The organism is Sporosarcina sp. FSL K6-1540, from assembly GCF_038620285.1.
GTDB classification, from domain to species: Bacteria; Bacillota; Bacilli; order Bacillales_A; family Planococcaceae; genus Sporosarcina; species Sporosarcina psychrophila.
The window spans coordinates 2,153,635-2,180,000 of record NZ_CP152018.1 but is presented as its reverse complement, the minus strand read 5'-3'; the positions used below and the strand labels follow the sequence as shown (position 1 = coordinate 2,180,000).

At 42.8% G+C, this 26,366-nt stretch carries 28 protein-coding genes and 5 tRNA genes; 4 read left to right on the top strand and 29 right to left on the bottom strand.

Going from position 1 to position 26,366, the window contains the following annotated elements:
• Positions 1–23 precede the first annotated feature (23 nt).
• The 20 genes from MKY15_RS10160 to acpS all read right to left on the bottom strand — a co-directional run bounded on the left by MKY15_RS10160 (position 24) and on the right by acpS (position 12,828).
• Positions 24–97: transfer RNA gene (locus tag MKY15_RS10160), tRNA-Gly, on the bottom strand.
• 103 nt (positions 98–200) lie between these two features.
• A tRNA-Leu gene (locus tag MKY15_RS10155) sits at positions 201–287 on the bottom strand.
• A 69-nt stretch (positions 288–356) separates the two neighbouring features.
• Positions 357–429 (bottom strand) — tRNA-Lys (locus tag MKY15_RS10150).
• Positions 430–525: 96 nt separating this feature from the next.
• A tRNA-Gln gene (locus MKY15_RS10145) sits at positions 526–599 on the bottom strand.
• 104 nt (positions 600–703) lie between these two features.
• Positions 704–778: transfer RNA gene (locus MKY15_RS10140), tRNA-Glu, on the bottom strand.
• A 186-nt stretch (positions 779–964) separates the two neighbouring features.
• Complete coding sequence (locus tag MKY15_RS10135; RefSeq protein WP_067205335.1) at positions 965–1,426, bottom strand: SprT family protein; 462 nt, start codon at positions 1,424–1,426, stop codon at positions 965–967.
• 20 nt (positions 1,427–1,446) lie between these two features.
• Positions 1,447–3,603, bottom strand: coding sequence for a Tex family protein (locus MKY15_RS10130; RefSeq protein ID WP_342539616.1), 2,157 nt, complete (start codon positions 3,601–3,603; stop codon positions 1,447–1,449).
• 729 nt (positions 3,604–4,332) lie between these two features.
• A complete protein-coding gene (locus MKY15_RS10125; protein WP_338653733.1) occupies positions 4,333–4,929 on the bottom strand; it encodes a PP2C family serine/threonine-protein phosphatase in 597 nt (198 codons plus the stop codon).
• Entirely contained in the window at positions 4,929–5,774 is an 846-nt protein-coding gene (sigB, locus tag MKY15_RS10120; protein ID WP_340741350.1) for an RNA polymerase sigma factor SigB, read from the bottom strand. Before sigB ends, MKY15_RS10125 begins: the two co-directional genes overlap by 1 nt.
• Positions 5,749–6,228, bottom strand: coding sequence for an anti-sigma B factor RsbW (gene rsbW, locus MKY15_RS10115; RefSeq protein ID WP_067205326.1), 480 nt, complete (start codon positions 6,226–6,228; stop codon positions 5,749–5,751). Before rsbW ends, sigB begins: the two co-directional genes overlap by 26 nt.
• A complete protein-coding gene (locus tag MKY15_RS10110) occupies positions 6,215–6,556 on the bottom strand; it encodes an STAS domain-containing protein (protein ID WP_187046556.1) in 342 nt (113 codons plus the stop codon). Before MKY15_RS10110 ends, rsbW begins: the two co-directional genes overlap by 14 nt.
• Before the next feature lie 67 nt (positions 6,557–6,623).
• Complete coding sequence (locus tag MKY15_RS10105) at positions 6,624–7,637, bottom strand: PP2C family protein-serine/threonine phosphatase (protein ID WP_338653739.1); 1,014 nt, start codon at positions 7,635–7,637, stop codon at positions 6,624–6,626.
• A 14-nt stretch (positions 7,638–7,651) separates the two neighbouring features.
• Entirely contained in the window at positions 7,652–8,053 is a 402-nt protein-coding gene (locus MKY15_RS10100; RefSeq protein ID WP_338653740.1) for an anti-sigma regulatory factor, read from the bottom strand.
• Positions 8,054–8,055: 2 nt separating this feature from the next.
• Positions 8,056–8,418: an STAS domain-containing protein gene (locus tag MKY15_RS10095; protein ID WP_067205320.1), complete on the bottom strand. Its 363-nt coding sequence runs from the start codon at positions 8,416–8,418 to the stop codon at positions 8,056–8,058.
• Entirely contained in the window at positions 8,415–9,245 is an 831-nt protein-coding gene (locus MKY15_RS10090) for an STAS domain-containing protein (RefSeq protein ID WP_067205318.1), read from the bottom strand. Before MKY15_RS10090 ends, MKY15_RS10095 begins: the two co-directional genes overlap by 4 nt.
• A gap of 170 nt (positions 9,246–9,415) precedes the next feature.
• Positions 9,416–9,766 carry a type II toxin-antitoxin system PemK/MazF family toxin gene (locus tag MKY15_RS10085; RefSeq protein ID WP_067205315.1) on the bottom strand — a complete coding sequence of 117 codons (351 nt, stop codon included), beginning with the start codon at positions 9,764–9,766 and terminating at the stop codon, positions 9,416–9,418.
• Between the two features lie 4 nt (positions 9,767–9,770).
• Entirely contained in the window at positions 9,771–10,061 is a 291-nt protein-coding gene (locus tag MKY15_RS10080) for a transcriptional regulator (protein WP_231885814.1), read from the bottom strand.
• A 134-nt stretch (positions 10,062–10,195) separates the two neighbouring features.
• Positions 10,196–11,335, bottom strand: coding sequence for an alanine racemase (gene alr / locus MKY15_RS10075; RefSeq protein WP_187046555.1), 1,140 nt, complete (start codon positions 11,333–11,335; stop codon positions 10,196–10,198).
• A 73-nt stretch (positions 11,336–11,408) separates the two neighbouring features.
• Complete coding sequence (locus tag MKY15_RS10070; protein ID WP_067205307.1) at positions 11,409–12,416, bottom strand: outer membrane lipoprotein carrier protein LolA; 1,008 nt, start codon at positions 12,414–12,416, stop codon at positions 11,409–11,411.
• 58 nt (positions 12,417–12,474) lie between these two features.
• Positions 12,475–12,828, bottom strand: coding sequence for a holo-ACP synthase (gene acpS, locus MKY15_RS10065; protein WP_067205304.1), 354 nt, complete (start codon positions 12,826–12,828; stop codon positions 12,475–12,477).
• 108 nt (positions 12,829–12,936) lie between these two features.
• On the opposite strand from acpS, the gene MKY15_RS10060 reads away from it, so the two are divergent.
• Positions 12,937–13,548, top strand: coding sequence for a rhomboid family intramembrane serine protease (locus MKY15_RS10060; RefSeq protein WP_067205301.1), 612 nt, complete (start codon positions 12,937–12,939; stop codon positions 13,546–13,548).
• A gap of 100 nt (positions 13,549–13,648) precedes the next feature.
• Here MKY15_RS10060 and MKY15_RS10055 read toward each other — a convergent pair whose 3' ends face one another.
• The 8 genes from MKY15_RS10055 to MKY15_RS10020 all read right to left on the bottom strand — a co-directional run bounded on the left by MKY15_RS10055 (position 13,649) and on the right by MKY15_RS10020 (position 21,789).
• Entirely contained in the window at positions 13,649–15,136 is a 1,488-nt protein-coding gene (locus MKY15_RS10055) for a PH domain-containing protein (protein ID WP_067205298.1), read from the bottom strand.
• Positions 15,129–15,608, bottom strand: a complete 480-nt coding sequence (locus tag MKY15_RS10050) for a PH domain-containing protein (protein WP_067205295.1) — start codon at positions 15,606–15,608, stop codon at positions 15,129–15,131. The genes MKY15_RS10055 and MKY15_RS10050 overlap by 8 nt, the downstream gene beginning before the upstream one ends.
• A 356-nt stretch (positions 15,609–15,964) precedes the next feature.
• Positions 15,965–17,488 carry a DEAD/DEAH box helicase gene (locus tag MKY15_RS10045; RefSeq protein ID WP_304627121.1) on the bottom strand — a complete coding sequence of 508 codons (1,524 nt, stop codon included), beginning with the start codon at positions 17,486–17,488 and terminating at the stop codon, positions 15,965–15,967.
• 414 nt (positions 17,489–17,902) lie between these two features.
• Positions 17,903–18,595, bottom strand: coding sequence for an alpha/beta fold hydrolase (locus MKY15_RS10040; protein ID WP_067205289.1), 693 nt, complete (start codon positions 18,593–18,595; stop codon positions 17,903–17,905).
• Positions 18,592–19,977 carry a UDP-N-acetylmuramoyl-tripeptide--D-alanyl-D-alanine ligase gene (gene murF, locus MKY15_RS10035; RefSeq protein WP_342539614.1) on the bottom strand — a complete coding sequence of 462 codons (1,386 nt, stop codon included), beginning with the start codon at positions 19,975–19,977 and terminating at the stop codon, positions 18,592–18,594. The genes MKY15_RS10040 and murF overlap by 4 nt, the downstream gene beginning before the upstream one ends.
• A gap of 12 nt (positions 19,978–19,989) precedes the next feature.
• Positions 19,990–21,060 carry a D-alanine--D-alanine ligase gene (locus tag MKY15_RS10030; protein ID WP_340741346.1) on the bottom strand — a complete coding sequence of 357 codons (1,071 nt, stop codon included), beginning with the start codon at positions 21,058–21,060 and terminating at the stop codon, positions 19,990–19,992.
• A gap of 82 nt (positions 21,061–21,142) precedes the next feature.
• The gene (locus MKY15_RS10025; protein WP_067205281.1) at positions 21,143–21,457 is read right to left on the bottom strand and encodes a multidrug efflux SMR transporter; all 315 of its coding nucleotides are present in this window, start codon (positions 21,455–21,457) and stop codon (positions 21,143–21,145) included.
• The gene (locus MKY15_RS10020) at positions 21,457–21,789 is read right to left on the bottom strand and encodes a multidrug efflux SMR transporter (RefSeq protein ID WP_067205278.1); all 333 of its coding nucleotides are present in this window, start codon (positions 21,787–21,789) and stop codon (positions 21,457–21,459) included. Before MKY15_RS10020 ends, MKY15_RS10025 begins: the two co-directional genes overlap by 1 nt.
• A 184-nt stretch (positions 21,790–21,973) precedes the next feature.
• Between MKY15_RS10020 and MKY15_RS10015 the strand changes: the two genes are divergently transcribed.
• Both MKY15_RS10015 and MKY15_RS10010 read left to right on the top strand, forming a co-directional pair.
• Positions 21,974–23,161, top strand: coding sequence for an FtsW/RodA/SpoVE family cell cycle protein (locus tag MKY15_RS10015; RefSeq protein ID WP_342539611.1), 1,188 nt, complete (start codon positions 21,974–21,976; stop codon positions 23,159–23,161).
• Between the two features lie 111 nt (positions 23,162–23,272).
• Positions 23,273–24,457 (top strand): FtsW/RodA/SpoVE family cell cycle protein, encoded by a 1,185-nt coding sequence (locus tag MKY15_RS10010; RefSeq protein WP_067205272.1) that lies wholly within the window; start codon positions 23,273–23,275, stop codon positions 24,455–24,457.
• Between the two features lie 188 nt (positions 24,458–24,645).
• Here the strand turns inward: MKY15_RS10010 and MKY15_RS10005 are convergent, their stop codons facing one another.
• A complete protein-coding gene (locus tag MKY15_RS10005; protein ID WP_186672238.1) occupies positions 24,646–24,786 on the bottom strand; it encodes an Lmo0850 family protein in 141 nt (46 codons plus the stop codon).
• A gap of 383 nt (positions 24,787–25,169) precedes the next feature.
• Between MKY15_RS10005 and MKY15_RS10000 the strand changes: the two genes are divergently transcribed.
• A complete protein-coding gene (locus tag MKY15_RS10000; protein ID WP_342539609.1) occupies positions 25,170–26,348 on the top strand; it encodes an MFS transporter in 1,179 nt (392 codons plus the stop codon).
• Positions 26,349–26,366 lie beyond the last annotated feature (18 nt).

Genomic DNA, 26,366 nt, shown 5'->3' with positions numbered 1-26,366 from the left:
TTATGTGTTTCATAAAAATAGTATGGAGCGGGTGAAGGGAATCGAACCCTCATCATCAGCTTGGAAGGCTGAGGTTTTACCACTAAACTACACCCGCATAATATTGGCACATCCGACGTTAGTTGAATGATAACCATTTCTTTCTTAATGTATCACTATACCCACCGAGGTAAAAGGGTCTTTTAATGAATCAAGTTGTTTGGTGCGGTAAAGAGGACTTGAACCTCCACGGGGTTAACCCCCACTAGGCCCTCAACCTAGCGCGTCTGCCATTCCGCCACTACCGCATTGCTTTAGCGACAAACTTTATTATATACCATACAGTTCATTTGTCAATACTTTTTTCAAGTTAATGATGAGCCATGCAGGATTCGAACCTGCGACCCTCTGATTAAAAGTCAGATGCTCTACCAACTGAGCTAATGGCTCTCTATTATATAGAAGAAGTAGTCCATGCATTCCTAAGAACCGAGATACTCTTCTTTTGTAGCACAACTTCTCGTATGCTTTAGCATTCTGAAAGTTTGGCTGGGGTAGCTGGATTCGAACCAACGATGACGGAGTCAAAGTCCGATGCCTTACCACTTGGCTATACCCCACCGATACGGTAATAAGTCGTTTTTCATGTTGTATAAAGTTCTTTCAGCACTTCGCATGAAGTTCATGTCAGACTCTTTTCAACACTTCGTTTCAAAAAAAGTAATGGTGACCCCTACGGGATTCGAACCCGTGATACCGCCGTGAAAGGGCGGTGTCTTAACCGCTTGACCAAGGGGCCATATAAGATGTTTGTCTTATGTACGGGAAACGCTTTTGTTAATGTCGTGCGCGCCGTTCCCAACCGACTTTTCTTATTATAAACAGAGTTTCTCATTTCGTCAACACTTTTTCATCAATTAATTTTAAGTATTATTGAGAACACGATTAGAGTGCGGTTTGCAGGTCCTCACCGTGTCCTCAACAATCATTTTACAGCTTGCACTACCACAATTTGCCCTGCACATTTCCCACATCTATATTTTCTAACGTCCATCCTTCTTCTCCGGTTATAAAGTAGCTTACATGATGTACACTCATATACATAGATAGAATAGGTCTTCTTATTCTTCTCAGTTAGTGGTCGGCAAAACCTTGGGGAAGAAGTGCGCTTTAGCAACTCTCTAAAATCTGCATCGCGATGACGGTAACCTCTTCCTTCTATATGAAGATGGTAATGACAGAGTTCATGTTTGATTACACCAACCAACTCTTCAGTTCCATACAACTCCAAAACCAACGGATTAATTTCGATCGAATGATTTGAAAGTATATAGCGACCGCCTGTTGTTCTTAGTCTACTATTAAACCGAGCAATATGAAGGAATGACTTTCCGAATGCTTCTAAAGAAACACTTTCAATAAGCTCCTTCAATTCTTCATCCGTCATAGCCACCCCTCCTTTAGTCGTCATTTTGCAGTCGGCGGTAACATCGTCAGCGAAATACGTCCTTTTCCTTTATCTACACCTTCCACCCACACAGTTACAATATCTCCCGAAGAAACGACGTCTAGTGGATGTTTTACATATCCTTTTTTCAATTTCGAGATATGAACGAGACCATCTTCCTTTACACCGATATCCACAAAGGCACCGAAGTCCACAACATTTCGAACGGTTCCTTGCATTTCAAGACCTTCATATAGATCCTTCATGTCGAGTACATCTGCTTTTAATAGTGGTTGCGGATAATCATCGCGCGGGTCCCGATTTGGTCTTTGAAGTGTTTCGATAATATCTTTCAATGTCACTTCCCCAACATCTAACCTAATCGCTAAAGCTTTGATGTCAAGAGCAGACAATGCATCCCCAGTTTCTTTCTTACCGAGCAACTTCTTGCTTGCATTCGCTTCTTCTAGTATTTGTTCCGCCAATTGATAACTTTCGGGGTGAATCCCCGTCGAATCAAACGGATCTTTTGCATCAGGTACCCGTAAGAAACCAATCGCTTGTTCATAAGTCTTCGCTCCGAGGCGGGGTACTTTCTTCAATTGATTGCGCTTCGTAAACAATCCATTCTCTTCCCGCGATTTCACAATATTTTCCGCGACGGTTTTGGACAGCCCTGCCACATATTGAAGTAGCGAGGATGATGCAGTGTTAACATCTACTCCTACCCGGTTCACAGCTGTTTCAACTACGAATGATAGTGATTCGGAAAGACGTTTTTTAGCTACGTCATGTTGGTATTGTCCAACACCAACTGAGCCTGGATCAATTTTCACAAGCTCAGATAACGGATCCTGTAAACGCCTTGCTATCGAAACCGCACTCCGCTGTTCAACTTGAAGATCAGGGAACTCATCCCGCGCTTGAGCCGAAGCTGAATAAACACTGGCACCCGCTTCATTTACAATGACATACGAAACACCTGCTTGTGCTTCTTTTATACATTCAACTATGAACAATTCCGATTCACGCGAAGCTGTTCCGTTACCTATTGCAATGATTGTGATCGGATACTTTTTCAGTAACTCCAAAATAGCACGCTTCGATTTTTCCTTTTCCATTTTGGGTTGATGCGGATAAATTACGGATATTTCAAGTAATTTCCCTGTTTCATCAACTATGGCAAGTTTACACCCTGTCCGGAAGGCCGGATCAAGACCTAATACCACTTTCCCTTTCAATGGAGGTTGTAGGAGAAGACTTTTCAAGTTTTCCGAAAACACATGGATTGCTTGCTCTTCGGCCTTTTCAGTAAGCGCCGCCCTAATTTCCCGCTCAATCGATGGAGCAATCAATCGTTTAAATGCATCTTCAATCGCTTCTTTTACATGTGGTGCAGAAGGCGAATGTGATTTACGAATCAACTCACGCTCAAGGCCTCCGATAATTCGTTCACTCGGGAAAGAAATACCGACACGTAACACATCTTCTTTTTCACCGCGGTTTAATGCAAGAACACGGTGTGGAACGATTTTTTTCAAAGGCTCTTCATACTCATAGTAATTTTCGAAAACGTCACGCTTGTCCTCTGCCCCCTTGCGGACTGCCGAAACAATCATCCCATCTGACCACGCTAACTTTCGTATGTTTTCCCGTATTGCGGCATCATCCGCAAATTGTTCAGCTACAATGTCCCGAGCTCCAGCCAATGCGTCTTCAACCGCATTTACCCCAATTTCTTCATTTAAGAAAGGCAAAGCAAGATCTTCCGGTGAATTCCCTGAAAACTCCATCAGTTTTTTCGCCAGTGGTTCAAGACCACTTTCAATTGCAATCATGGCACGTGTCCGTCTTTTTTGTTTGAAAGGTCTGTACAAGTCCTCAATTCTTTGCAAAACGGTAGCGCTTTCAATTGATTTCCTCAAATCGTCATCCAGTTTACCTTGTTCATCGATAAGGCGAATCACTTCTTCTTTGCGCTGTTCAAGTCCTTTCACATAGCTATAAGCATCTTCAATCGCTTTAATTTGCACTTCGTCCAACGAACCAGTTTCTTCTTTTCGGTAACGCGCGATAAATGGGACAGTATTTCCTTGGTCAAGTAATGCGATTACCTTTTCAGCTTGATGTATACTGACGGCCGCTTTCCCAGCTGTAGCCTCAACAATATGCTTCATCAATAAAACCACCCTTCCTTCTATAGATTCATTTTAACATAAGAAAAGCGCAAGGCGCCTTCTAGACGCGACAGGCATAAGTCGAGCCATCGACGTGGCGCTCTTTGCCACATAGCTGGATTGCTTATGACCCCGAGCGGCTGGCGCCTGAAGCTAGACACTATTCTAAGTCAAAAAAACGTATACTTTCTTACCTGCGAACAAAAGCACAAGCGCCTGTTCTGTGGCGACAGGCATAAGGCGGGCTGGCGAAGCGGCGTTCTTTGCCGCACAGCCGGACCAACTTATGACCCGAGCCTCTAGGCGCTGGAGTCTGGACGGAAACAAAAGCGCAAGGCGCCTAAATGGATCGCAGCTTAAGTGCGCCACTTCCTGTGGCAATAGCTGCATGACCTACATCCTGTAGGCCCGCGACAGGCATAAGTCAAGCCAGCGACGTGGCGCTCTTTGCCACATAGCTGAATTGCTTTTAAGGAACCTAGCCTAAGTACGCCGCGTCCTGCGGCAATGGCTAGGTGACCCACATCCTGTGTGCCTCCAAGCGGCTGGCGCCTGGAGCTAGACACTATTCTAAGTCAAAAAAACGTATACTTTCTTACCTGAAAACAAAAGCGTAAGCGCCCGTTCTAACCGATATGGATTTGAATCTAGATGGGAAATCTCCATATTGCATTCTATCCGCGATCCAAGACTTTATAATTTCCCGCAATAAAAAAGCCCACCTCCAACTCACAGAAGTAGGCTTCCAGCTATAAATGTTGCATCGTCACCGTGTTCAATTGAAGCCAGCACTTTTTGATATAGCTCACAAGGTCCCGAACTTTCCTTCAATGAAGCTTTCGGGCTTCTAAGTATGACGCCATCTGAATGGAGGAAAAATAGGTCTCCCTTTTCATAGTTGTATTGTTGCGTTTTTAACTTTTGCGGTCTCCCTGAAAGATAGCCCATTACCGGTAAAGGATAAATCATCTTATCGCAATCATGAAGCATATAAAAACGGACATTGCCAACACAACTATACTGAATTGTTTTTTGCTTGTAATCGACTTTGACGATAGCTACTGCCGCACCACGCTTTTGCACCATATGTTCATTACAGCGGCTAAGTAATTCGTCTATTGACTCATGATGATATTCTTTCAACACTTTAGGAAGAATTTGAGAAGATTGGCGTGCAATCGGTCCATTACCTAATCCATCCGCAATTGCGCAGATGAAATAGCCTTCCTCCGCATGGATAAAATAAGAGTCACCACATTCTCGATTTCCAAACTTCGCTTCCTGATAAACATACGCTTCAACATGCTCAGTTATTATCGAATCCACTATAACGCACCACCAGCCGACAATATTGCTTCCTGTAACTTCTTAATCGCTTTGCGTTGTAATCTTGAAACATGCATTTGAGAAATACCGAGTCGTTCTCCCGTTTCTTTTTGGCTCAGTTGTTCAATATATGTATACTGGATGATTTGTTTTTCACGTTCCGATAATACATTTAGAGCATTCGCAACAACCATACGTTGATCTGTTTTCTCAAAGCCACCATCATTCTCACCAATAATATCGAATAGTGTTATCGTGCCCCCTTCAGAATCAGCATCGAGAGTATGATCCATTGAGAGTGCTTGATAACTTCTCCCCATCTCCATCGCTTCGAGGACCACTTCTTCTTCTACATCAAGGTATTCCGCAATTTCACTAACAAGAGGAGAACGTTGCATTTCTATTGTTAACGTTTCGACAGCTGCCTTGATTTTTGGTCCCAGTTCTTTTATACGGCGTGGAACATGTATTGCCCATGTCTTATCGCGGAGAAAACGCTTAATTTCCCCGATGACCGTTGGCACCGCAAACGCTTCAAAACTTCTTCCATATTCCGGATTATACCTACGTATCGCTCCAAGAAGTCCTAGCATGCCGACCTGGGCAATATCTTCATGAAAGGACTTACCGTTAGAGTACTTTCGGGCGATTGATTGTATGAGACGTTCATAGTGTAGAACCAAATTTGTCTGCGCCTCATCATCATTTGTTTCTTGATAACGTTTAATCCATTCAAGGACTTCTAGCTTCGTTCCACTTCCACGGAGAGAAGGTTCGCTTCCTCCTGCTTGAGAAAGGGATTGTTCTTCCGTTTTAGATTCAAGAGGAGATGGTTCTTTCGACATCGACATCCTCATCCCCCCGCTCTCCACCGAGATATTTAGTCATAAAGACTGTCACACCCTCCTCATGAAGCACTTTTACATCATCCATCAGTGTCTCCATTAAATAGAGGCCTAGTCCGCCTTCACGAAGAAATTGAACTTCTTCCTGTTCATTGTATGGTCCTACGCGTTTCTTCGTTTCCTCAAAATCAAAACTTTTCCCATGATCCGCGACCATAATTTCTAATTTGTCCACAAAAAGAGCACAACCAACTACAACTTCCCCTTCATCATCCTCTTTATATGCATGCTGAACTGCATTAGTAATCGCTTCACTCGAGGCAATCTTTAAATCTTCAATTTCATCATAAGTAAAACCAAGTCGGCTTGCCAGTCCTGAAATCGCGAGTCGAGCAACTCCAACATATTGCGCTTTTGCGGGAACCTTGATTTCAATATAATCATACGGTTGCATCTCTGTCCCTACTTTCTACCATTACGATATCCATAACTTCAGCTAAACCAGTTATTTCGAATAATCTTTTTAAACGAGTGTTTACACCAACTATTTTCACATGCCCTCCATTAGCCTTGACAGCTTTATAGAACCCGACAAAAATACCAAGTCCAGTGCTGTCCATATATCCAACTTCAGATAAGTCTAATTCTGCTTGCATGTTTTCCACATTTTCTGCCGATGCAAGACACTCTTTTAATTTTGGTGCTGTGAACGCATCTATTTCTCCAACAATTTTAAATCGTTGAACACTATTTTCTTCCACTAAGTCGACTTGCAAATTCATAATTACACCCCGAATTCCTTTTTTAAAAATAGCATAGTAGAGATACATATACCCTACTCATAAAATCTTAAACCTTATCGTTCTCTTTTTTGAAAATAACAATCGTAAAATCATCGCGTAAATGAAAGTTTTGGAGATACGCTAGCCTTTGGTATACTGTATCAGCAATTTTTTGTGCAGATTCGTCTTTCACTTCCGCTAAGATCAATTTGATCACTTGATCATCAATGAAACCAGTATCCGTTCGTACTTCGGTAACGCCATCCGTCATCATCACGATAAAGTCGCCTTCTTCTAGAAGGACTGATTTCTCTTCATAAACGACATTTGGATGAACACCAAGGAGAAGTCCTTTTGCATGAAGTTCCGTAAATTCCCCCGTCGCCGCCTTATATAGGAGGGCAGGTTCATGTCCCGCGGTAGCATATGAAAAACTAGAGTCCCTTGCATCATACTTTCCATAAAACATAGAAATGAACATCGAATCATCAACACTTTTTTCTACGATTCTGTTAACAATATCAAGGACATTCCTCGGACTTGTATTTTCGTTCTGCAAACCGTCCATTCCAAACTTGATCATTGACATGCAAAGTGCCGCCGGAATCCCTTTTCCGATAACATCAGCTACAGCCACACCCGCTTCGTAACTATTATCATTCAGGAAATAAATATAGTCGCCGCTCATCTGCTTAGCCGGCTCTGTTACGAATCCAATATCAAGCTCTTTAAAATCTGGCTTCTTCGTTTTCAGAAGCGTATCTTGTACTTTTGCCGCTACATTCATTTCAATCTGAATTTCTTCTTGTTTTTGAATGAGACTCTGATGCTCCCTAAGAGCAAGCCCGTAATGAATCATCATTTCAATCAAAAAGTCAAACGAATGCCATAGCTTTTCCGGCATATCCGGCAAGACTTCAGTGAGTGCTGTTTTATGGATACTGATAACGTCTTCGGGCGATATATCCTTCTCTATAAATTGCCTGCTAAACTGTTGTCCAACATAAAGATCTTCTTCATTTTGTCCATCAACATATTGCTTCAATATTTCTTTATACTGCTTCCCAACTTCCAGAGGCATTCATCATCATCTCCTCATCGGAGCCATTTTGTAGTTGTAATCGTTGTTCCTACTCCAGGCTCCGTGTCCACTTTAAATTCATCCATAAGCCTTCTCACGCCCGGCATACCTGCACCAAGTCCTCCAGAAGTCGAGAATCCGTCTTCCATCACTTTACGCATGTCCGAAATTCCTGGGCCATTATCTGAAGCTATAATCGTAATTCCGTACAGGTCATTTTCAGACAACCGCTTTATTTCTATCTTACCTTTTCCAGCGTATAAATAGATATTACGTGCTAATTCACTAATTGCCGTTGTGATACGTGCCTGATCGACCGTACCGAAGCCGGACTTCTTCGCTTCATTCCGGCCCAACTGGCGGGCAGCAACAATGTCCCACTCCGTGTATATGTCTACAGAAGACCAGTACTCCATTGTTAGGCCTCCAATTCTTTACGCAGTTTGTCCAATCCGTTTTCGAGATCGAGTGCCGTCAAAACGTTCTCCAAACGAATCCCAAGTTCGATAAGCGTAATTGCAACGGCAGGCTGAATCCCTGTAATGACGACTTTCGCCCCCATTAAACCAGACATACTGATAACATCTCCCAACACTTTTGCAATAAAAGAATCGATGAAATCAATTGGTGTCAAATCAATAACAACACCCCTTGCCGTCGTTTCATGCATTTTCCTCAATAAATCCTCTTGAAACTGGAGGGCCGTCTGATCGTCAAGTTCCCATTGAACAGAAACAATTAATGTGTCATTTAATTTCAAAATCGGAATTCTCATATTCATGATTGTTCAACCTCCACTACTGTCCGGTTCGTCAGTCCAAGTGCCTCCTGCATTCCGCGCTGCAACGTGCTAGTTGTTGTGAAATCATTCAAGTTAATACCAAGCGTAACGATGGTTTGGGCAATTTCCGGCCGAATTCCAACCAGCATACATTTTGCTCCGACAAGACGGACTGCATCCGCTGCCTGGATGATATGATGAGCAACCATTGTATCCACGACTGGTACACCGGTAATATCAAGAAGTACTACTTCGGCGCGCTGCTTGACTACACCTTCCAGTAAGTTTTCCATAATTAATTTTGCCCGCTCGGTATCGATCGTACCGACAAGCGGCATTACTGATATCTTTTCGAAAACCGGTATCAATGAAGCCGACAGTTCCTGCAAGGCGATTTTCTGCAAACTGACGGTCCGTTCCCATTCCACGGAATAGGCTTCTATGATACTTTCGCGTAAAGGCAAAATCCAATTATCGAAAAGTGTCATATAAAACCGTAAATTACTTTGTTCAATAACCCCTTTTTCCTCCAATAATTCGAAAACAATTTTCGAAAAGTTATCAATCGCTTTATTTACAAATTTAATAGACCAACCAAACCGGACAACCTTCACAGTAAATTCCTTCAACTTCTCAGTATTGACAATGTCTTGTTCATAAATATTCGATGTCATCAGTGCCGCAAACTCACTACTCGTCTTTTCTACAAGTTGTTCAGGCATGAAATGAAAAAACTTCTCTCCCTTTTCATCCTTCATTAGTAATTGCCATCGTTCAATAATTTCATTAATATTTTCGTTTACGCCTTCCACCAGTTGAATACTCATAATTGTTCCAATAAGCCTCCTTGTGAATTCCAAATTTACGTATCTTCATTGTAACGAAAAGAGTGATGCAATACACTCTTTTTGTCATATTACTTAGGTAACGGAAAAGTGACTGCAATGAAAAGAACACCACAGAAACGAATCCATGGTGTTTTTTCTTATATGTATGCTCAGAATTTGATGAGGCCGAAACTTACTTCGAGCGCTTCATCGACCTGTTCCATCAAAAATTCATCTAGATGCGTAATCTTATCTGTAAGCCTCGACTTGTCGATTGTGCGGACCTGCTCGAGCAGAATAACCGAATCCCGCTCGAAGCCGTATCGTACCGCATCAATTTCAACATGTGTAGGCAATTTCGCTTTTTGAATTTGCGCAGTGATTGCCGCAATAATTACCGTCGGACTAAACCGATTTCCAATATCATTTTGGATGACAAGGACCGGTCTCGTACCTCCCTGTTCAGAACCAACAACAGGCGACAGATCTGCAAAAAAGACGTCTCCACGTTTTATTGCCAACTTTTCATCCTCCGCTTACGAGACGTTCTACCGTATGCTGGGCTTCAAATTCCACATGCAAGCATTCCGTGGCGATTCTAAGGTTGATTTGCGACATTTCGAGATAACCGTTCATCATCTCTTCCCTGATCGTATCCGATTCATAGTCAGTTACATATCGCTTTGTCGAAATATAAACGAAATCACCACGGTCCAGTTCCTGATGAACGACCGTATGTTCATTTTCATTCAGCATCCGTTTCGGAATTTTAACAATAACTTCTTTAAAGTTTTTATTTGCACGCAACGTTAGCACCTCCGACAAAACCGTTCCCTCATTTCAATACAAGTCCATCTTACCATTGTATACCGACAATGAGAAGACACGAAAGGAATTTTATTGACAGGATTCTGCAAAGCTGCTAGGTTTTTTTGTCGAATGTGCGAATATTATATATTCTGTCCATCTTTCCCTGTGTATATTCTCGGTACTCGCTTCGCAATGGAAACAGCAATTTCATATGGAATCGTGCCGAGTCGCTCCGCCCACTCCTCCATCGTAACTTCTTCTTTATCTTGACGACCTATTAGAACAACTTTTTCGCCAACCGCCAGTTCTCGCGGAAGCTTCACCATGCATTGATCCATGCAGATGGTTCCAATAATAGGCATTCGTTCTCCATCAATGAGTACTTCCTGTCCGCGCAGACCACGTCTCAAACCATCTGCATAACCAATCGGGATTGTGCCGATCCATTCTGCACTCGAAGTTACATAGGTACCGCCATAACTGATTCGATTGCCCACCTCCAACAACTTTACATAAGCAAGTTCGCTTTCGATTCGCAATGATCTTTCAAGACGAAACGGCAATTTCCCTCCTACATATTCCGAAGGCGCGATGCCATAAAGTCCGATTCCGAAACGGACTGCATCAAGCGCATATTCGGGATAGAGGAGGGACGCCGCGCTATTCGATGCGTGAACAAGTCGTGGTTTTTCCGACAGCGTCTGCACTAACCTCATGAACTTAATAAATTGTTCTTCTGTGTTTTCAGTGTTTTCTTCATCAGCACAAGCGAAGTGTGTGAAGATACCGTCCAGTAGCACTTGTTTAGTACTATTTACGACCGACATAAGGGACCGAAGCGCCCCCTCATCTCTCAATCCGATTCTACCCATTCCACTGTCAATCTTTACATGAATCTTCAATTGTTGCATGAATTTTTCGCTAACGTCTAATGCCGATTGCAACCACTCAGCACTCGAAACGGTTAGTATAATCCCCAATTCGGCTGCTTTTTCAGCAAATACAAGCGGTGACGGTCCCATGACAAGAATGTCCCCACTAATACCAGCCATTCGGAGTCGTATCGCCTCGTCAGGTGTTGCCACCGAGACCATTTCTGCACCAGCTTCAAAAGCAGCTTGAGCCACTTCAACTTCACCGTGGCCGTAACCGTCTGCTTTCACAACTGCAATTACTGCGGTTTCACTTCCCAAATAATCTTTCAAATTCCGAACATTGGCCCGAATCGCAGCTAGATCGACGATGGCTTGTGTTGGACGATAATGAATAGAGTCTTCCATAACAATCCCTCATTTGTACTGTAGTACTCTCCATTATCCATCCCTTGCCCTTTCTTCGTCAACCTTAGTTATATTATTTCATCCCCTCCACTTGCATCGATCCTGCTACTTCAATCAGTTCATCTTGCGTCAAATTATCGGATGCGATGAAGAATGAAACGCCTCCACTTTCCCAACGAATCGAATTTTCCGTAAGGGCTGCAACAGTAAATCCAAGATCGACAGGATCACCTTCAATGGAGACTGCCATTTTATTTTCTGCTCTAACTGCTGGTTCTTGAACAATAATGAACTCTTTCTCCCCTCCAAAAGTCATGAATGTTCGTGTACCGCTATCCATTTTCACGATTTCTTCATCAACAAGAGTGCCATCCGCCCAAGCTACTGACGGATAATACGTTGAGAGTCCTGTTGCTTCATCATCCGCGGCTGGTTCAGTTTCTTTACCTGTATTCGTCTCATCCATATCTACTTTGTAATCGCCAGCTTTTCGTTCGACGCCAAGTGTAATCTTATTGAACGTAATGCGAATCTTCTCCACCTTGTTTTCATCCAGTACGGAGACATACGTTGGTAGCAATGTCTTTTTGTCAATATGGATCTGCTGGGTTGGCAAAACCTTCTTATGGTTATTTCTCGTGGCCGTTTCAAAGACGTACGTTTTCTCTTTTTCCGTCATTGTCGCATTTTTATCAGCTTTAATATCTTCCGACAACGCACCTATTAAATACGCCTGGCTATTTTGAGAAGGCCAGTCACTTTGGAACTTGTAGGTCTTACCGAGTGATGGGGTAACAACAAAAACACCTTCTTTATTACGTACAATCATCTGGGAATCCTTACTTCCTGCCTGCGTTACATTAACGCGATAGAAAGACGGCTTCGTATGCCAAACAGCGACCTCATATGAACGCGGTTCGGCTCCAGTCTTAATTTCCATGGTCGCTTGCAAATCATACCCCTTCGCTTCATTCCACTTTCCACTGAGTTTCTTCATGACATCCTCTTTCGACGGCGACCCACATGCCGCAAGGACTACCATGACTACAACTAACAAAAGAGCAACTATTCGGCTACGCATACAGTTCATCCTTTCTCATTTCAATCGGGTAGGTCATCTTATGAGGAAGGACGAACAATTATGCAAGAAGGATAACTTGAGCTGCTGCTACGGTTCGCGTATGAGTTATAGATATGAAACCAGTGATTGAATCTCCTTTGAAAAACACAGTCGGTTTGCCACTCAGTTCAGGCAATATGCTGATATCCAAGAAACTACACTGCGTGCCAATTCCTGTTCCTTTCGCTTTAGCAAACGCTTCTTTCCCAGCAAAACGACCCGCAAGGAATTCTATTCGCCGATTAGTCGTGTGCGATTCGTAAATTTCCAGCTCTTCCATAGTTAAAATGCGCATACGGAATTTCGGAGACCTAGCATCCAACTTGGCGATTCTATCCAATTCGACGATATCAAGCCCAATTCCTGCAATCAAAATAATTCCTCCTTCCAAAGTTTGCAAAAAAATCGTCGACACCTCGATCAAGCACTGGAGCCTAGACGATAAAATATGTATAATGAAGTCATAGATTGAGGTGAATACATGTTTAGCCGTACAGAAAGCTTCTCGCAATACATCCGCCTCTATCCGGTGGTGACGTTTTTCCTTGCTTTGAATATCCTTATTTATCTCGTGACGATCATCCCGGTTATCGGGACACAAGTATTATACGCCGGCGTCGGCGTCAACTTCCTTATCTCCGACGGGGAATGGTGGAGACTTCTAACACCGATGTTCCTTCACGGTGGTATCATGCATCTACTGTTTAATATGTTCTCTCTTTTCATTTTCGGACCTGAACTTGAGAAAATCGCAGGTAAGGCACGCTTCCTGACAATATATATGCTATCGGGCATTTTCGCTAATATTGCCACATTTTTCCTACAAGCCCCTAACTATCAAAGTCTCGGCGCAAGTGGTGCAGTTTTTGGGATTCTCGGAGCATTTGGAGCACTTGTCTATTATACGAAGCATATCTTACCGCAGCTAAGACAGATTATCCTTCCAATTATTGTTATCAGCATAGTTATGACCTATGTCCAGCCCAACATTAATGCGACCGCCCATATTGCGGGGTTAATCGTCGGATTTTTAATAGGACTTAGCTATTTTCATCCCAAACGGATCGTCAGTTGGAAAAGTAAAAAAAGATAAAGAAAACGCCGGAGTCTAGACACCGCTCCAGGTGAAAAACTTATCTTTAGTTAAAAGAGCAGGGTTATCCCTGCTCTTTTTTGTACCTATTGAAAGCGAATCAAGCATCCTTCGAATTCTTCTCATACCACGAAAGCAGCTTCTCGGCTTCTGACTCTTCCATATGATGTACTTGTGCACTAAAAGTACTCATACCAGATTTGATGTTAGTGGCTAATGTGGCTACACTTTTTCGTTTGTGGAAGTAGTTTTGTTTCATTTCCATCGATTGAATTCTTTTTTTCATCAAGAAAGCGGTCTGAAGGCTAAGGTTCCTGAATCGCATCGTCAGCTGATTACCCGATATCCCGTAAGCAGCCGATCGATGTTGCCATAATCCGAATAGGACAATGACCGGTACGATGAGGAGTGACAACAACCCGTATGGAAAGAAAAAGTATGTCAATGCGCCGATCGCAGGAATCATCCATAGGAAATCGCTACGATAGAAAAAGCGCTTGCCGCGTGCTGGCAGTTTTTCCGTCGGTTCATCAAGTATAAGATCCGGGAATATCTCTTTCAATGGTCCATAGATATCCGCTTTTTTTACCAAAGGAAATAAATTTATTTTCGCCCCTTCCGCTCCGCCTCCTCCCGCACTATCAATTGCAACAGCAGCGTAGCCGAATAGTTGCCTAAAAGGATTCTCAATAATACGTACGCTTTGAACCCTGTTCAGCGGCACTGTCATCCGTTTTTTCTCAAGTAGACCGCGCGTAATAACGATGTCTTCTTTTTCAAGTGAAACAGTAAAACCGTAATATGCCAGGAATGTCATGGCAACCGATATCCCCCACACAAAAACGAATCCTAAAAACACAGCAATTGCAACGATAAGAAGACCGAACTTGATGAAGCCTGAAATCTCTTCATACATCCATTGAAACGGTATCATCTCCGCAAACTGCGATAAGAAGATCCCCACGCCCGAAAGAATAATTCCAATCCCACCTGATGTAGTTGCTAGGATAAGCAGACCTTTCGATGACATTGTAAAAACTGATTTCCTTTGCGGTTCTTCCACTGCTTGAATTATTTCTGGCAGTTCTCCATTTTCCAGCAAAGTTTCCTTCTTACCACTTTTCGCCTGCGCTATTTCCATTTCAATTCTACTTGCCGCCTCTTTCGTAATCGCGGTCAATTCTGCCTCCGACTTTTTCGAAGAGGAGCTACCTGCTGTCTCCACTTTCACTTTGACAAGTTTGAAAGGTCGGTGCAAAATCCCTTCCGTATAATCGAGGCTTTGAATTCGGTCAAACGGAATATAGCGTTTCTTTTTCACAAATAACCCATATTCGATTCGAAGTTCATTATCTTCAAACCAGTATTCAAAACGTTTCCACTTAATAATACCTGTGATGAAAAAAGCGATAATGAGGACTCCGAAAATGATGAAGGATAAGTAATCCAAATACCATTTCCCAGATCCCACATCATTCAGCCCATTAGCGAACACGAGGACAATAATCGGTAATATCGCATCTTTCGCCGTCTTCAATACTTCAATAATGGCTGTAATCCAGTGTAATTTATAGCGTGTCTCAGACATCTTCTTCCGCCACCCTTGCAAGCGCTGATATCCTGCTCCGAAGTTCATCCGCCTCTTCCATCACAAGAGCAGGTATTGTATGATTCGTCGCCGCCGTGGAAATCGTGATTTCCGCCAAGTTATATTTTCGTAAAATCGGTCCTTGCGCGGTGTCTACGTGCTGAACACGCACCATTGGAATCAACGTCCGTTTGACGATAAAAATACCATGTTGCAGCTCAATTTCTGATTCACGCACTTCATAGCGCCATCGCATCCATTTAACTTTGGGAAATAAATAAATGAAAAAGTACGCGAATAGGATTACGACAACCGCAGCCACCGCATATATCCACCATGGACCTTCAAATATATAAGCCAATACCCCCGCGGCAATTGCTACAAGTAAAAGGAATCCTGTTTCCATAATGCCGTATAATCTCCATACCTTTAATCCTTTTTCCGATATACGATTCACCGGTTGTTCTCTCATATGAACACCTCTTCCTCTCTACTTATTCTATACGATTAAGAGCGCGAAATGTTTCATTTTGATGGATTGTTGCTAAGAGGGTTGAGGGAGTGTTGTTTAGTTTTCGCGTAGTGTTGTTTAGTTTGGAGTTTGCGTTGCATACCTTGAGCTATATGTTGTCTAGTTCAGACGAAACGTTGCTTTGTCGTGTGGATGTTGCTTAGTTTCGGCTTTGTGTTATTTAGTTCAGAGACTTCGTTGCATACCTCGGACTTGGTGTTGCCTAGTCCTCACATTCCCCTTCGAACTTTATTGTATACAAAAAAAGATCCGGGTAAGCGCTCATTGCGCTATCCGGATCTTTTAAAGGTTCATTATTAACGATCTGATTTAGTAGTACGTGAACGACTGCTGCTGTCTCTTCTAGCTCCGTCACGGCTACCGCTTGGTGCGTTGCCGCCACTTCCGCCACTACGACGAGCTCCGCCGCCATAACCACGTCCACCGCCACCGCTTGATGGACGTCCGCCGCTACGGTTACCTTTATAACCACCGCCGCCGCCGCGAGAATTTCCGCGTGATGGTAATGGACGCTCTTCCGAAATTGATACAGGTGTATCATTCGGTTCGCGAGTTAATGAACGAAGTGCTGCTGCAACTAGATCTTTAGCTTCGAATTTCTCAAGCAAATCAGCTGCAAGATGTGTATAATCACTCAATTCATTTTTAGTAACAATTTCAGTAAGTTGTTCCACAGCCACACGTTGCTGACCAAGAATTGCTTCGTCAGAAGATGGTGGGTTTAATGGAGTCATTTGTTTTTTAGTTGTTTCTTCTACAATACGAAGGTAACCCATTTCACGTGGTGTTACGAATGTAATTGCTACTCCACTTTTCCCTGCGCGTCCTGTACGACCAATACGGTGAACATAGCTTTCAGGATCTTGTGGAATATCGAAGTTGTAAACGTGTGTTACGCCTGAAATATCGAGTCCACGTGCCGCAACGTCAGTTGCAACAAGGATATCAACTTTACCTTCTTTGAATTGCTTAAGGACAGACATCCGTTTCGCTTGAGTCAAGTCGCCGTGAATTCCTTCAGCAATGTATCCGCGGATACCTAGTGCCTGAGATAGTTCGTCAACGCGACGTTTTGTACGACCAAAGATGATTGCAAGTTCAGGTTGTTGAACATTTAGAAGACGTGAAAGGATATCAAACTTTTCGCGTTCTTGTGATTTAACGAAGAACTGTTCGATATTTTCAACAGTCATTTCTTTAGACTTGATTTTAACCATTTCCGGGTTTTTCATGAACGTTTCTGCAATTTTGCGGATTGGTCCAGGCATAGTAGCCGAGAATAGAAGTGTTTGGCGCTCAGCCGGTACACTCGCAAGAATTGTGTTGATGTCTTCGATGAAGCCCATGTTCAACATTTCATCTGCTTCGTCAAGTACAAGTGTTTGTACGCCGTCTAATTTCAATGTTTTACGTTTGATATGGTCAAGAATACGTCCTGGCGTACCAACGATGATTTGTGGGTTATTGCGCAATGCACGGATCTGACGTCCAATTTCTTGTCCACCGTAAACAGAAAGAATGCGTACACGTTTGTCAGCACCAATTCTGTAGATTTCTTCAGAAACCTGAATAGCCAATTCGCGTGTTGGAGCAATTACAAGTGCCTGTACTGCAGTGTTTCTGATATCAACCTTTTCAATGATTGGAATACCAAATGCAGCTGTTTTACCAGTACCAGTTTGTGCCTGGCCGATAACGTCGCGACCTTCCATACCAAAACGGACAGTACCTTCTTGGATTGGTGTTGCTTCTTCAAACCCCATTTTAGCTAGTGCGCGTTGTGTTGATTCACTGATATTTAAATCCGAAAAATTAGTCAAACTTATCAATCTCCTTTGTTTTTTCATTTGACAATTGGTTACATTTGCAAATGAAGGCACGGCAAATTCGAGCCTGTTAAAAGGGAACGTTTCCGATATTTTGCATTCTCTATAGTATAAGTAGAGGTTATGGTTGAAAAGGAAAGCCCGGTCTTTGCCGAGCGGTTCGATCAATGGACAATTCGTCCAACTTATATGAGCAAACCGTTATATTCAAAAAAAAGTACCCTTCACTTCTTGAAGAGTGCTACGTAAATGTATCCAATGTTCATCACAGTATACCATGGGAAAAAGCACTTCGCAATCAATCCGCTTAAGTAGTAATAATCAGTTTACTCACCAAAAAGCGAAAGCGGCTCGCCTAGACGCTGGAGCTAGACATCATCAAAAAGCCAATTTTTCACTCACCCACGGTCAATCTTCCCGCATGAACCGAAGCACTTCATTGAACCAATTGTCACAGTCATCGCTGTAACAGATATGATGCTTCCCAACAGGTGATTTTATGAATTCCTTTTTTTCGGAGCCAAGTTTTTTTAACAAGTGCTCAGCGGTAGTAAACGGGACAATTCCATCTTTCTCACCTTGAACGATACATACAGGTGTTTTAATCAAACCATAATAAGGTTTGACGATGCTCACAATGCGTAAAAATTCGAAGACTGCACGCAACGGTGTGTGTGCAAGCTTATATTCATACAAATGATAAAATGTATTTGGTGGATATTTTTTCATAAGCGGTTTTGCCAACATGATTCTCATCTCTTTCAAAAGGATGCGTGGACTTATATATCTTGCCGCCGCGCTTAACAAGACAAGTTTGTCGATTTTATACCTCAGTCCAAGATACATCGCAATCAGTCCGCCCATCGAAAAGCCGACCACGATTACGCGGTCGACTTCTTTTTGCAGTCTTTTAAGTGCAAGTTCCGCTTCCATCAACCAGGAAGCAGCGGATCCTTTTTCAAGATTCAGCGTGATGCCATGGCCAGTCAATGTCGGTATAGCTAACTGCCAGTTCGTTTTCATTTTCAAGAAATTCACAAGCGGCCTTACTTCAAATGGACCGCCTGTAAAGCCATGTATGAATAGCACGCCCGTTTTCATTTCCCGGCTCCTTTACCCATCAGATCTTCTAGAATATATTCAAGTGCCATTCCACGTGAACCTTTTAACAGTACAATCGAATCTACGCCAGTATATTCCCGGAGTGCGTTCACAATAGGAGTATAATCCTTTTCTGACCATAATAGCCGCGTTTCCATGCCACCGTTTTGCAATTTATCATGTAACCATTTCATACGCGGACCATAGAGTAGAATGCCTTCTAGCTTCATCGCAACCAGTTCATCGGCTAGATTTTCATGATAAACCTGCTCTTCGTCACCCAGTTCTAACATATCAGCAAGTACAACCCATTTTTCTTTACGTAATTCAGTATCCTCCATGAAAGCAAGTGCTGCACGCATTGATGTCGGTGCTGCGTTGTATGCGTCATTAATGAACAATGCACCATTATCGACACTAACCGGCTGCATACGCATATCCGTTAAGGACGCTTGGCGAAGTGATCCGCGGATGTCATCGACACTGATAGCTGCTTCATTTGCAATAAGAATTGCAGCCAGCGCATTTTTAACTTGATGTGCCCCGTATACAGGGATTGTGAATTCTCCGTCTAGTAAGCCAGTGACTGTAAAACGACTTCCTTCATCGCCAGATTCAATCTTTTCGAGTGACAACATCGTTTCTTTTTCATAGCCAAATGAAACAGCTTGAACTGCAGTAAGCTGATCAACAAGACCTTGTAGAAGCGGTTCGTCGCCGTCGTAAAATAGCTTGCCACCTTCTAGCAATCCATCGATAATTTCGAATTTCGCTTTGGCGATTCCTGCACGCGATCCAAGATCCTGCATATGCGCTTCTCCGATATTCGTAATCACAGCAAAATGTGGTTTCGCCAGTTTCGATAAAAAGGAAATTTCCCCGAACCCACTCATGCCCATCTCCAAGATTGCAAACTCGGTATCTTCCTCAAGCGACAAAATCGTCAATGGTAATCCAAGTTCATTATTATAGTTCCCTTCCGTTTTTCGGACGTTGAAATACGGAGACAATACACTTGCAATTAAATCCTTTGTTGATGTTTTGCCATTCGACCCTGTAATACCGACGACTTTACATTGAAGCATCCCCCGATAAACGCGCGCCATTTCCTGGAGTGCCAACTCGGGATTCTCGACAAAAATTAGCGGTACATTTGCAGGTGGATTCGGTTCATCTTTCATCCATAAAGATGCGACCGCACCCTGTTTAATCGCTTGTTCCACATAATTGTGACCGTTCACTTGTTCCCCGCGAAAAGGGATAAATAGGTCCCCCGCCGATGCAGTTCGCGAATCAATGGACACACCCGTTGCGAATATGTCTTCTAAATTTTGGCCAGCCGCCTGTATCCAATCAGCGATTTCGCTTAACTTCCGTTTCACTTCAAATCACACTCAATCCATCGTATATTGTAATGTTTGCTTTTCCGCATGTCGTTCCAGTGCTAGTTCGATCAGCCCGTTGATTAATTCAGGATAAGCTACACCTGTTTTCTGCCATAGTAGCGGGAACATGCTTGTCGGTGTAAAACCTGGCATTGTATTCACTTCATTAATCAAGACTTCGTCGTCCGAAGTGACAAAAAAGTCTGCACGGACGAGTCCCGAACAGTCAAGCACTTTAAAGGCACGGACAGCCATGTCTTCCATTGTCTTTTTAACTTCCTCAGTTACTTGTGCAGGAATGGCCAGTGTTGTGTTGCCATCTGTATATTTCGCTTCATAATCGTAAAATGCCGCAACAGGTTTAATCTCCCCTGACACTGAGCATAGCGGTTCGTCGTTACCCATGACGCCCATTTCGATTTCACGTGCAGTTACGCCTTGTTCGACAATGATTTTCCGGTCGAATTTCAGGGCAATATCCACAGCTTCGATTAAACCTTTGCGGTCCGTTGCCATGCTTATACCCACACTGGAACCAAGATTCGCAGGTTTTACGAACATCGGCCAACCGAGCTCTGTTTCCATTTTGTCGACTAACTGTTGCTGTTCTTTGACCCATCCAGTACGGATAAAGTGTACATAAGGCACTTGTTTCAATCCTACTTGCGCGAATAACTGCTTCATGACGACTTTGTCCATTCCCGCTGACGATGCCAGTACACCATTACCGACGTAAGGGACATTCATCACCTCAAAGAACCCTTGAACCGTTCCATCTTCACCATTTGTTCCGTGCAAAAGTGGAAAAATGACGTCTGGAGCGCCCGTTCCTCCATTCAAGAAAGCATGTATACTATCTGGTTGACTGGAGCCATTCCCCTCAAGGCGAAGCTCTTCAATCGTTTTCGCAGAGCTTTCAAGTGATTCTCCTTTTCTCCACTCACCGTCATACGTTATATAAATTGGAACTACTTCGTATTTATCAAAGTCCACCGCTTGTGTCACTGCACGTGCAGTCGACAGCGACACCTCATGCTCAGCTGATTTTCCACCGTAGACCAATCCTAGTTTTTTCTTCATATTTTCCCCTCACAATCTATTAGTTTCATTCCTTCAGTTTACCATGAACAGCTCACATTCATGATGATTTTATGTAAGATATTCAACCAAACAACTTAAGTCCCGTAACACCTGCAATGATGAAGGATAAAAACAGGAACTTTAGCGCACTTCGCTTTTCACGAAAAAAAACCATGCCAATTAGAACACTACCTGCTGCACCTATTCCCGCCCAAACGGCATACCCTGTTCCAACGGGTAAATCTTTTATAGCAACTGATAATAAAAAGAAACTGAGTGCTGCTGTTAGAACAGTCAATACTGTATATTTTTTATTTCGGAATCCTTCCGATAATTTCATCATAATAACGAACGCCACTTCGAATAGCCCCGCAATAATTAAGATTATCCAAGACACTATTTAGTCTCCCCCTGTCCATCAGCAAGTTTAAGTCCGACGATACCAACAAGCAGAAGTACTAGAAAAAACAGTTTACCAATACCTGCTCCTTCATTGAATAGGATAATACCGACAATTGCTGTTCCAGCCGCACCGATTCCTGTAAAAATGGCATACGCAGTACCAATGGGTATTTTCTCCATTGCTTTCGCGAACAGGAAAAAGCTAACTATGATGAAAACCAGCGTTACTATTGAAGGGAGAAGGACTGTAAAGCCCTGCGCTTCTTTTAATCCAATTGCCCAAATGATTTCAGTCATGCCTGCGATCAGTAAATAAATCCATGCCACAACGAAAATCTCCTCTCATATTCACACAGTTAAAATAGACCTTAAATTCCCCACAAGTTTAGCATGCCCATCTTTCAAGAGGCAACTTCGCGGTTGCCTTTACGTCCAATATGAGGAAATGCATACTCTACTCCGATGAGCTATACTTAAGAATGCTAGATTAGATGGAAAAACAGGTGATAATATGAAACAAACAAACAAGCCTGCAGATCGTTTCGACTGGACACTAGCCTTTATTTTATTGCTATTTTGCATTATAAGCATATTTACAATTGCTTCCGCTCAAACATCCGGGCAGTATTCAATAAACTTTGTGCCATTACAAATTAGATGGTATATCGTAGGCGCATTCATCATTGCTATGGCTATGTATCTGGAACCTGAACAATATAAACAGATGGCATGGTACTTATACGGACTCGGAGTTTTTCTTCTCGCCTTCCTCTTTTTCGCCCCAGGAGGAGATGGACAAATTGCTGAAATGCGACTTGGCGCAAAAAGATGGCTTCATCTTCCGGCTATCGGAACAATTCAACCTTCTGAATTCATAAAAACATTTTTCATCCTAGGCATGGCGCGCATGGTGAGTTCTCATAATGAAAACTTTGTGGAAAGAACAATAAAAACGGATTTTCTTCTCCTTGGAAAGATTATGGTTGTTCTACTCCTACCGCTCGCATTCATTGTGAAACAGCCTGACCTCGGAACTTCTTTAGTATTCATGGCAATTACGGCCGCCGTCATTGTCGTTGCAGGAATTTCATGGAGAATTCTGTTACCACTTTTCGCAGGAACAGCCGCAATTGGTGGGGGATTATTATGGATGGCCCTCTATGCGCAAGATTTCATGGAAGACACACTCGGTTTTTCCCGCTACCAGTTTAAAAGAGTTTATTCGTGGCTCGATCCATATTCTTACCCTTCTGATGAGGGTTATAACCTACTAACCTCCATGACAGCTATCGGCTCAGGTGGTATTAACGGGAAAGGTTTTCAAAGTCGCGAAGTATACATTCCAGAAAATCATACCGATTTCATATTCAGTGTTATCGGAGAAGAATACGGCTTCATAGGCGCTAGTCTCGTGATTACATTGTTTTTCATCCTTATTTATCATTTGACGTGTGTTGCACTTGAACTAAAAGATCCATTTAGCGTGTATGTCTGTACAGGTATTATCGCCATGATTACGTTCCATGTCTTTGAAAACATAGGCATGACAATCCAGTTACTTCCGATTACCGGAATCCCCCTACCATTCATCAGTTACGGCGGGAGTTCGCTAATGAGTAATATGCTCGCAATCGGTTTAGTCTTCAGTATGAAATTCCATCATCGAACGTATTTGTTCGACTCTGATGATGAAGATTGATTAGCAGAGTTCATTAGACAATAGTAAAAAAAGAAACCATCGCAACTCCTTTCCGTTATACTAAGAAATGTAGAAAGTAATCCTATTTTAGTGAAATCAAGGTGACTATATATGAAAATACCTAATAAACCGGCAGATCGTTTTGACTGGACACTTGCATTTATCCTGCTGTTATTTTTCCTTGTCAGCTTGTTCGCGATTGCTTCGGCTCAGACGACTGGCCAATACACCATAAACTTCGTACCCTCGCAAATTCAATGGTACTTCATCGGATGTGTCATTATCGCGATTACGATGTTTTTAGAACCGGATCAATATAAGAAAGCTGCCTGGATTATTTACGGCGGCGGTGTATTTATTTTAGCCCTGCTAATTATTCTTCCGGATAGCATGGAGCTTGTGGCAAAAAGAAATGGTGCAAAAAGCTGGTTTCACCTCCCTGGGGTAGGAAGCATCCAACCCGCTGAGTTCATGAAGACATTTTTCATCATCGGCATGGCGCGCATGATTACGACGCATCACGAAAAGTTCGTTAAGAAAACATTGAAGACCGACTTTTTTTTACTTGGGAAAATAATTGCTGTTCTATTCTTGCCGTTGCTTTTCATCATGATGCAGACCGATCTTGGTACTGGACTTGTCTTCATAGCGATTACGGCAGCGTTCGTCGTTGTAGCAGGAATTACGTGGCGAATAATTTTGCCAGTATTTGTCGGGACCGCGACGATTGGAGCGACTTTGCTGTGGATGACACTCTATGCACAGGACTTCCTTCAAAACAAACTTGGTTTAAGACCATATATGTTTGAACGTATCTATTCATGGCTCGATCCTTATTCCTATTCTTCGAATGAAGGGCGTCACCTTATTACGTCACTCAATGCGATTGGCTCGGGTGAAGTTTTCGGAAAAGGTTATAAAGGCCGCGAAGTGTACGTCGCAGAAAGCCACACCGATTTCATCTTCACAACGATTGGGGAAGATTGGGGATTCATCGGCGCTAGCTTAGTTATTTGCTTGTACTTTTTCCTCATTTATCACTTGACGAAAATTACGCTTGAATTGAAAGATCCATTTAGTACGTATATATGCGCAGGTATTATTGCAATGATTACGTTCCATGTCTTTGAAAACATCGGGATGACGATTCAGCTACTCCCGATTACTGGCATCCCGCTGCCATTCATCAGTTATGGCGGTAGTTCACTAATGGGGAATATGCTCGCAATTGGATTAGTATTCAGTATGAAGTACCATCATAGGACGTACATGTTTAGTTCGGATGATGACGAATAAAGAATAGCGGAAAGCGCCCGCTTAGACGCGACAGGCATAAGTCGATCTAGCGACGTGGCGCCCTTTGCCACATAGCTGAATTGCTTATGACCCGAGCGGCTGGCGCCTGGAGTCTAGACACCAAGACAAAAAAAGCTTCGACGGAAAAATCCGTCGAAGCTTTTTTTGTCTTGATACTATCACTTTCTTTATTGAGATTGAATTTGTGGGGCTTGTGCAAGTGGCGCGAGGGCTTTCAGCATTTCCAGACGGGATTTCGTCATCGTAGCCGAAACACCCAACTTCGCCAAGTTGGAGATGATTGTTTTCAAATCAACTTCTTTAGCCATCTTTTCCACCTCGACCTTTCTATTAGTTCTAGACGAATATGCATCAGTAAAGTTTCGTTCTACAGGTAAATGTCGTTCTATTTTGCTCGTACTACAATTATACCACTCCTGTCCACTTTTAAATCTTTCATTATTGTTACAGTTATTAACTTTTTGTAAATGTTTCATACATCAAGGTAGGTAATTTGACAAAAAATCTATTTGCAGATGAATTTTCGGGTTAGCGTTGTTTACTTTGGACAAAACGTTGTTTACTTTCCACTTAGTGTTATCAACTTCAGACAATACATTGTAAACCTACCACCTCCTCCCCTTTTCCATTGTCTGATTTACATACGAAGGGTAGAATGAATATATTGATTCAGTCGAAAGTGGGTTTGAATATGAAAAAAGCAATCCTTCTACTTATGTCCGTACAATTTTTTGTTTATCTTGGGTTTGGTATTATAATTCCAATTCTTCCTGAAGTTATCTTGCAGCAAGGATTATCTGAAGTACATGTTGGCGGATTACTGACCGTTTATGCACTAGCATCTTTCTTTACCGCGCCGCTATGGGGGGCTTTGTCAGACAGAACCGGAAGAAAAAAGCTCATTTTAATAGGACTAATTGGCTTCAGTCTTAGTTTCTTCCTATTTGCTTTGTTCATCGAGAACTTGCCGCTATTGTACGCGTCACGCGTTGTGGGAGGGATATTCTCTGGTGCACTTTACACCGCTGTTACTGGATTCGTTGCAGATATGACGGATGAAGAAAACCGTAATAAATATATGGGACTGCTTGGTATGTCAATTGGACTTGGTTTTATTTTCGGACCAGCAATCGGGGGCGTACTTGGTAATGTCAGTCTTCAATTACCATTCATTGCTTCAGGTACCTTGACAGTGCTCCTTATGATTTATGCAGGAATTATATTGAAGGAACCGGAACGACGTGGAGAGGCGAATAAACGTGCTCTCCTCCCAAAAGGTGGAGCTATGCTTTGGCAATATCGTATCCGTTATCTATTTCTATTCTCGTTCATGGTGACATTCCTTCTCGCCGGGCTTGAATCTACGTTCCAGCTGTTCCAAATCTCAAAAATTGAAATCACACCACTTCAGCTTGGTTACTTGTTTATGGCTAGTGGTTTCGTCGACGCGGCAATTCAAGGCGGCGTCGTTCGCCGTGTGAAAAACGGAACGGAAACGAAATGGATTATTGGGGCGCAGATCGTTACCGCACTTGGCCTGTTCCTTATTCCGTTTACATCAAGCCTTTTCTGGGCCGGTTTTGCGCTGAGTGTCTTCACTGCGGGGAACGCACTTGCCCGTACGGTACTCGTTTCATTAACAACAAAAGAGTCTGGCGGAAAATACGGAACGGCTGCTGGGATGACATATTCCATGGATAACATGGGACGCATCATCGGTCCGCTGTTATTCACATGGATTTTCACGCAAGAAGCCGGCAATATGTACTTCATTTCCACAGTTCTTGCAATTCTATCTATCGGGCTAATCTTCGCCTTTAGGAAGTCTGCTAAATCGTTGCGGAATTTGGAAGCAACGCTGAATAACTAATTCGAATAGTAAAGACCA

Coding starts and splice junctions, on each gene's coding strand:
- MKY15_RS10135 (WP_067205335.1), bottom strand. CDS start 1,426: ATGACGGATGAAGAATTGAAGGAGCTTATTGAAAGTGTTTCTTTAGAA.
- MKY15_RS10130 (WP_342539616.1), bottom strand. CDS start 3,603: ATGAAGCATATTGTTGAGGCTACAGCTGGGAAAGCGGCCGTCAGTATA.
- sigB (WP_340741350.1), bottom strand. CDS start 5,774: ATGTCGAAAGAACCATCTCCTCTTGAATCTAAAACGGAAGAACAATCC.
- rsbW (WP_067205326.1), bottom strand. CDS start 6,228: ATGCAACCGTATGATTATATTGAAATCAAGGTTCCCGCAAAAGCGCAA.
- MKY15_RS10110 (WP_187046556.1), bottom strand. CDS start 6,556: ATGAATTTGCAAGTCGACTTAGTGGAAGAAAATAGTGTTCAACGATTT.
- MKY15_RS10105 (WP_338653739.1), bottom strand. CDS start 7,637: ATGCCTCTGGAAGTTGGGAAGCAGTATAAAGAAATATTGAAGCAATAT.
- MKY15_RS10100 (WP_338653740.1), bottom strand. CDS start 8,053: ATGGAGTACTGGTCTTCTGTAGACATATACACGGAGTGGGACATTGTT.
- MKY15_RS10095 (WP_067205320.1), bottom strand. CDS start 8,418: ATGAATATGAGAATTCCGATTTTGAAATTAAATGACACATTAATTGTT.
- MKY15_RS10090 (WP_067205318.1), bottom strand. CDS start 9,245: ATGAGTATTCAACTGGTGGAAGGCGTAAACGAAAATATTAATGAAATT.
- alr (WP_187046555.1), bottom strand. CDS start 11,335: ATGGAAGACTCTATTCATTATCGTCCAACACAAGCCATCGTCGATCTA.
- MKY15_RS10070 (WP_067205307.1), bottom strand. CDS start 12,416: ATGCGTAGCCGAATAGTTGCTCTTTTGTTAGTTGTAGTCATGGTAGTC.
- MKY15_RS10060 (WP_067205301.1), top strand. CDS start 12,937: ATGTTTAGCCGTACAGAAAGCTTCTCGCAATACATCCGCCTCTATCCG.
- MKY15_RS10055 (WP_067205298.1), bottom strand. CDS start 15,136: ATGTCTGAGACACGCTATAAATTACACTGGATTACAGCCATTATTGAA.
- MKY15_RS10050 (WP_067205295.1), bottom strand. CDS start 15,608: ATGAGAGAACAACCGGTGAATCGTATATCGGAAAAAGGATTAAAGGTA.
- MKY15_RS10040 (WP_067205289.1), bottom strand. CDS start 18,595: ATGAAAACGGGCGTGCTATTCATACATGGCTTTACAGGCGGTCCATTT.
- MKY15_RS10030 (WP_340741346.1), bottom strand. CDS start 21,060: ATGAAGAAAAAACTAGGATTGGTCTACGGTGGAAAATCAGCTGAGCAT.
- MKY15_RS10015 (WP_342539611.1), top strand. CDS start 21,974: ATGAAACAAACAAACAAGCCTGCAGATCGTTTCGACTGGACACTAGCC.
- MKY15_RS10010 (WP_067205272.1), top strand. CDS start 23,273: ATGAAAATACCTAATAAACCGGCAGATCGTTTTGACTGGACACTTGCA.
- MKY15_RS10005 (WP_186672238.1), bottom strand. CDS start 24,786: ATGGCTAAAGAAGTTGATTTGAAAACAATCATCTCCAACTTGGCGAAG.
- MKY15_RS10000 (WP_342539609.1), top strand. CDS start 25,170: ATGAAAAAAGCAATCCTTCTACTTATGTCCGTACAATTTTTTGTTTAT.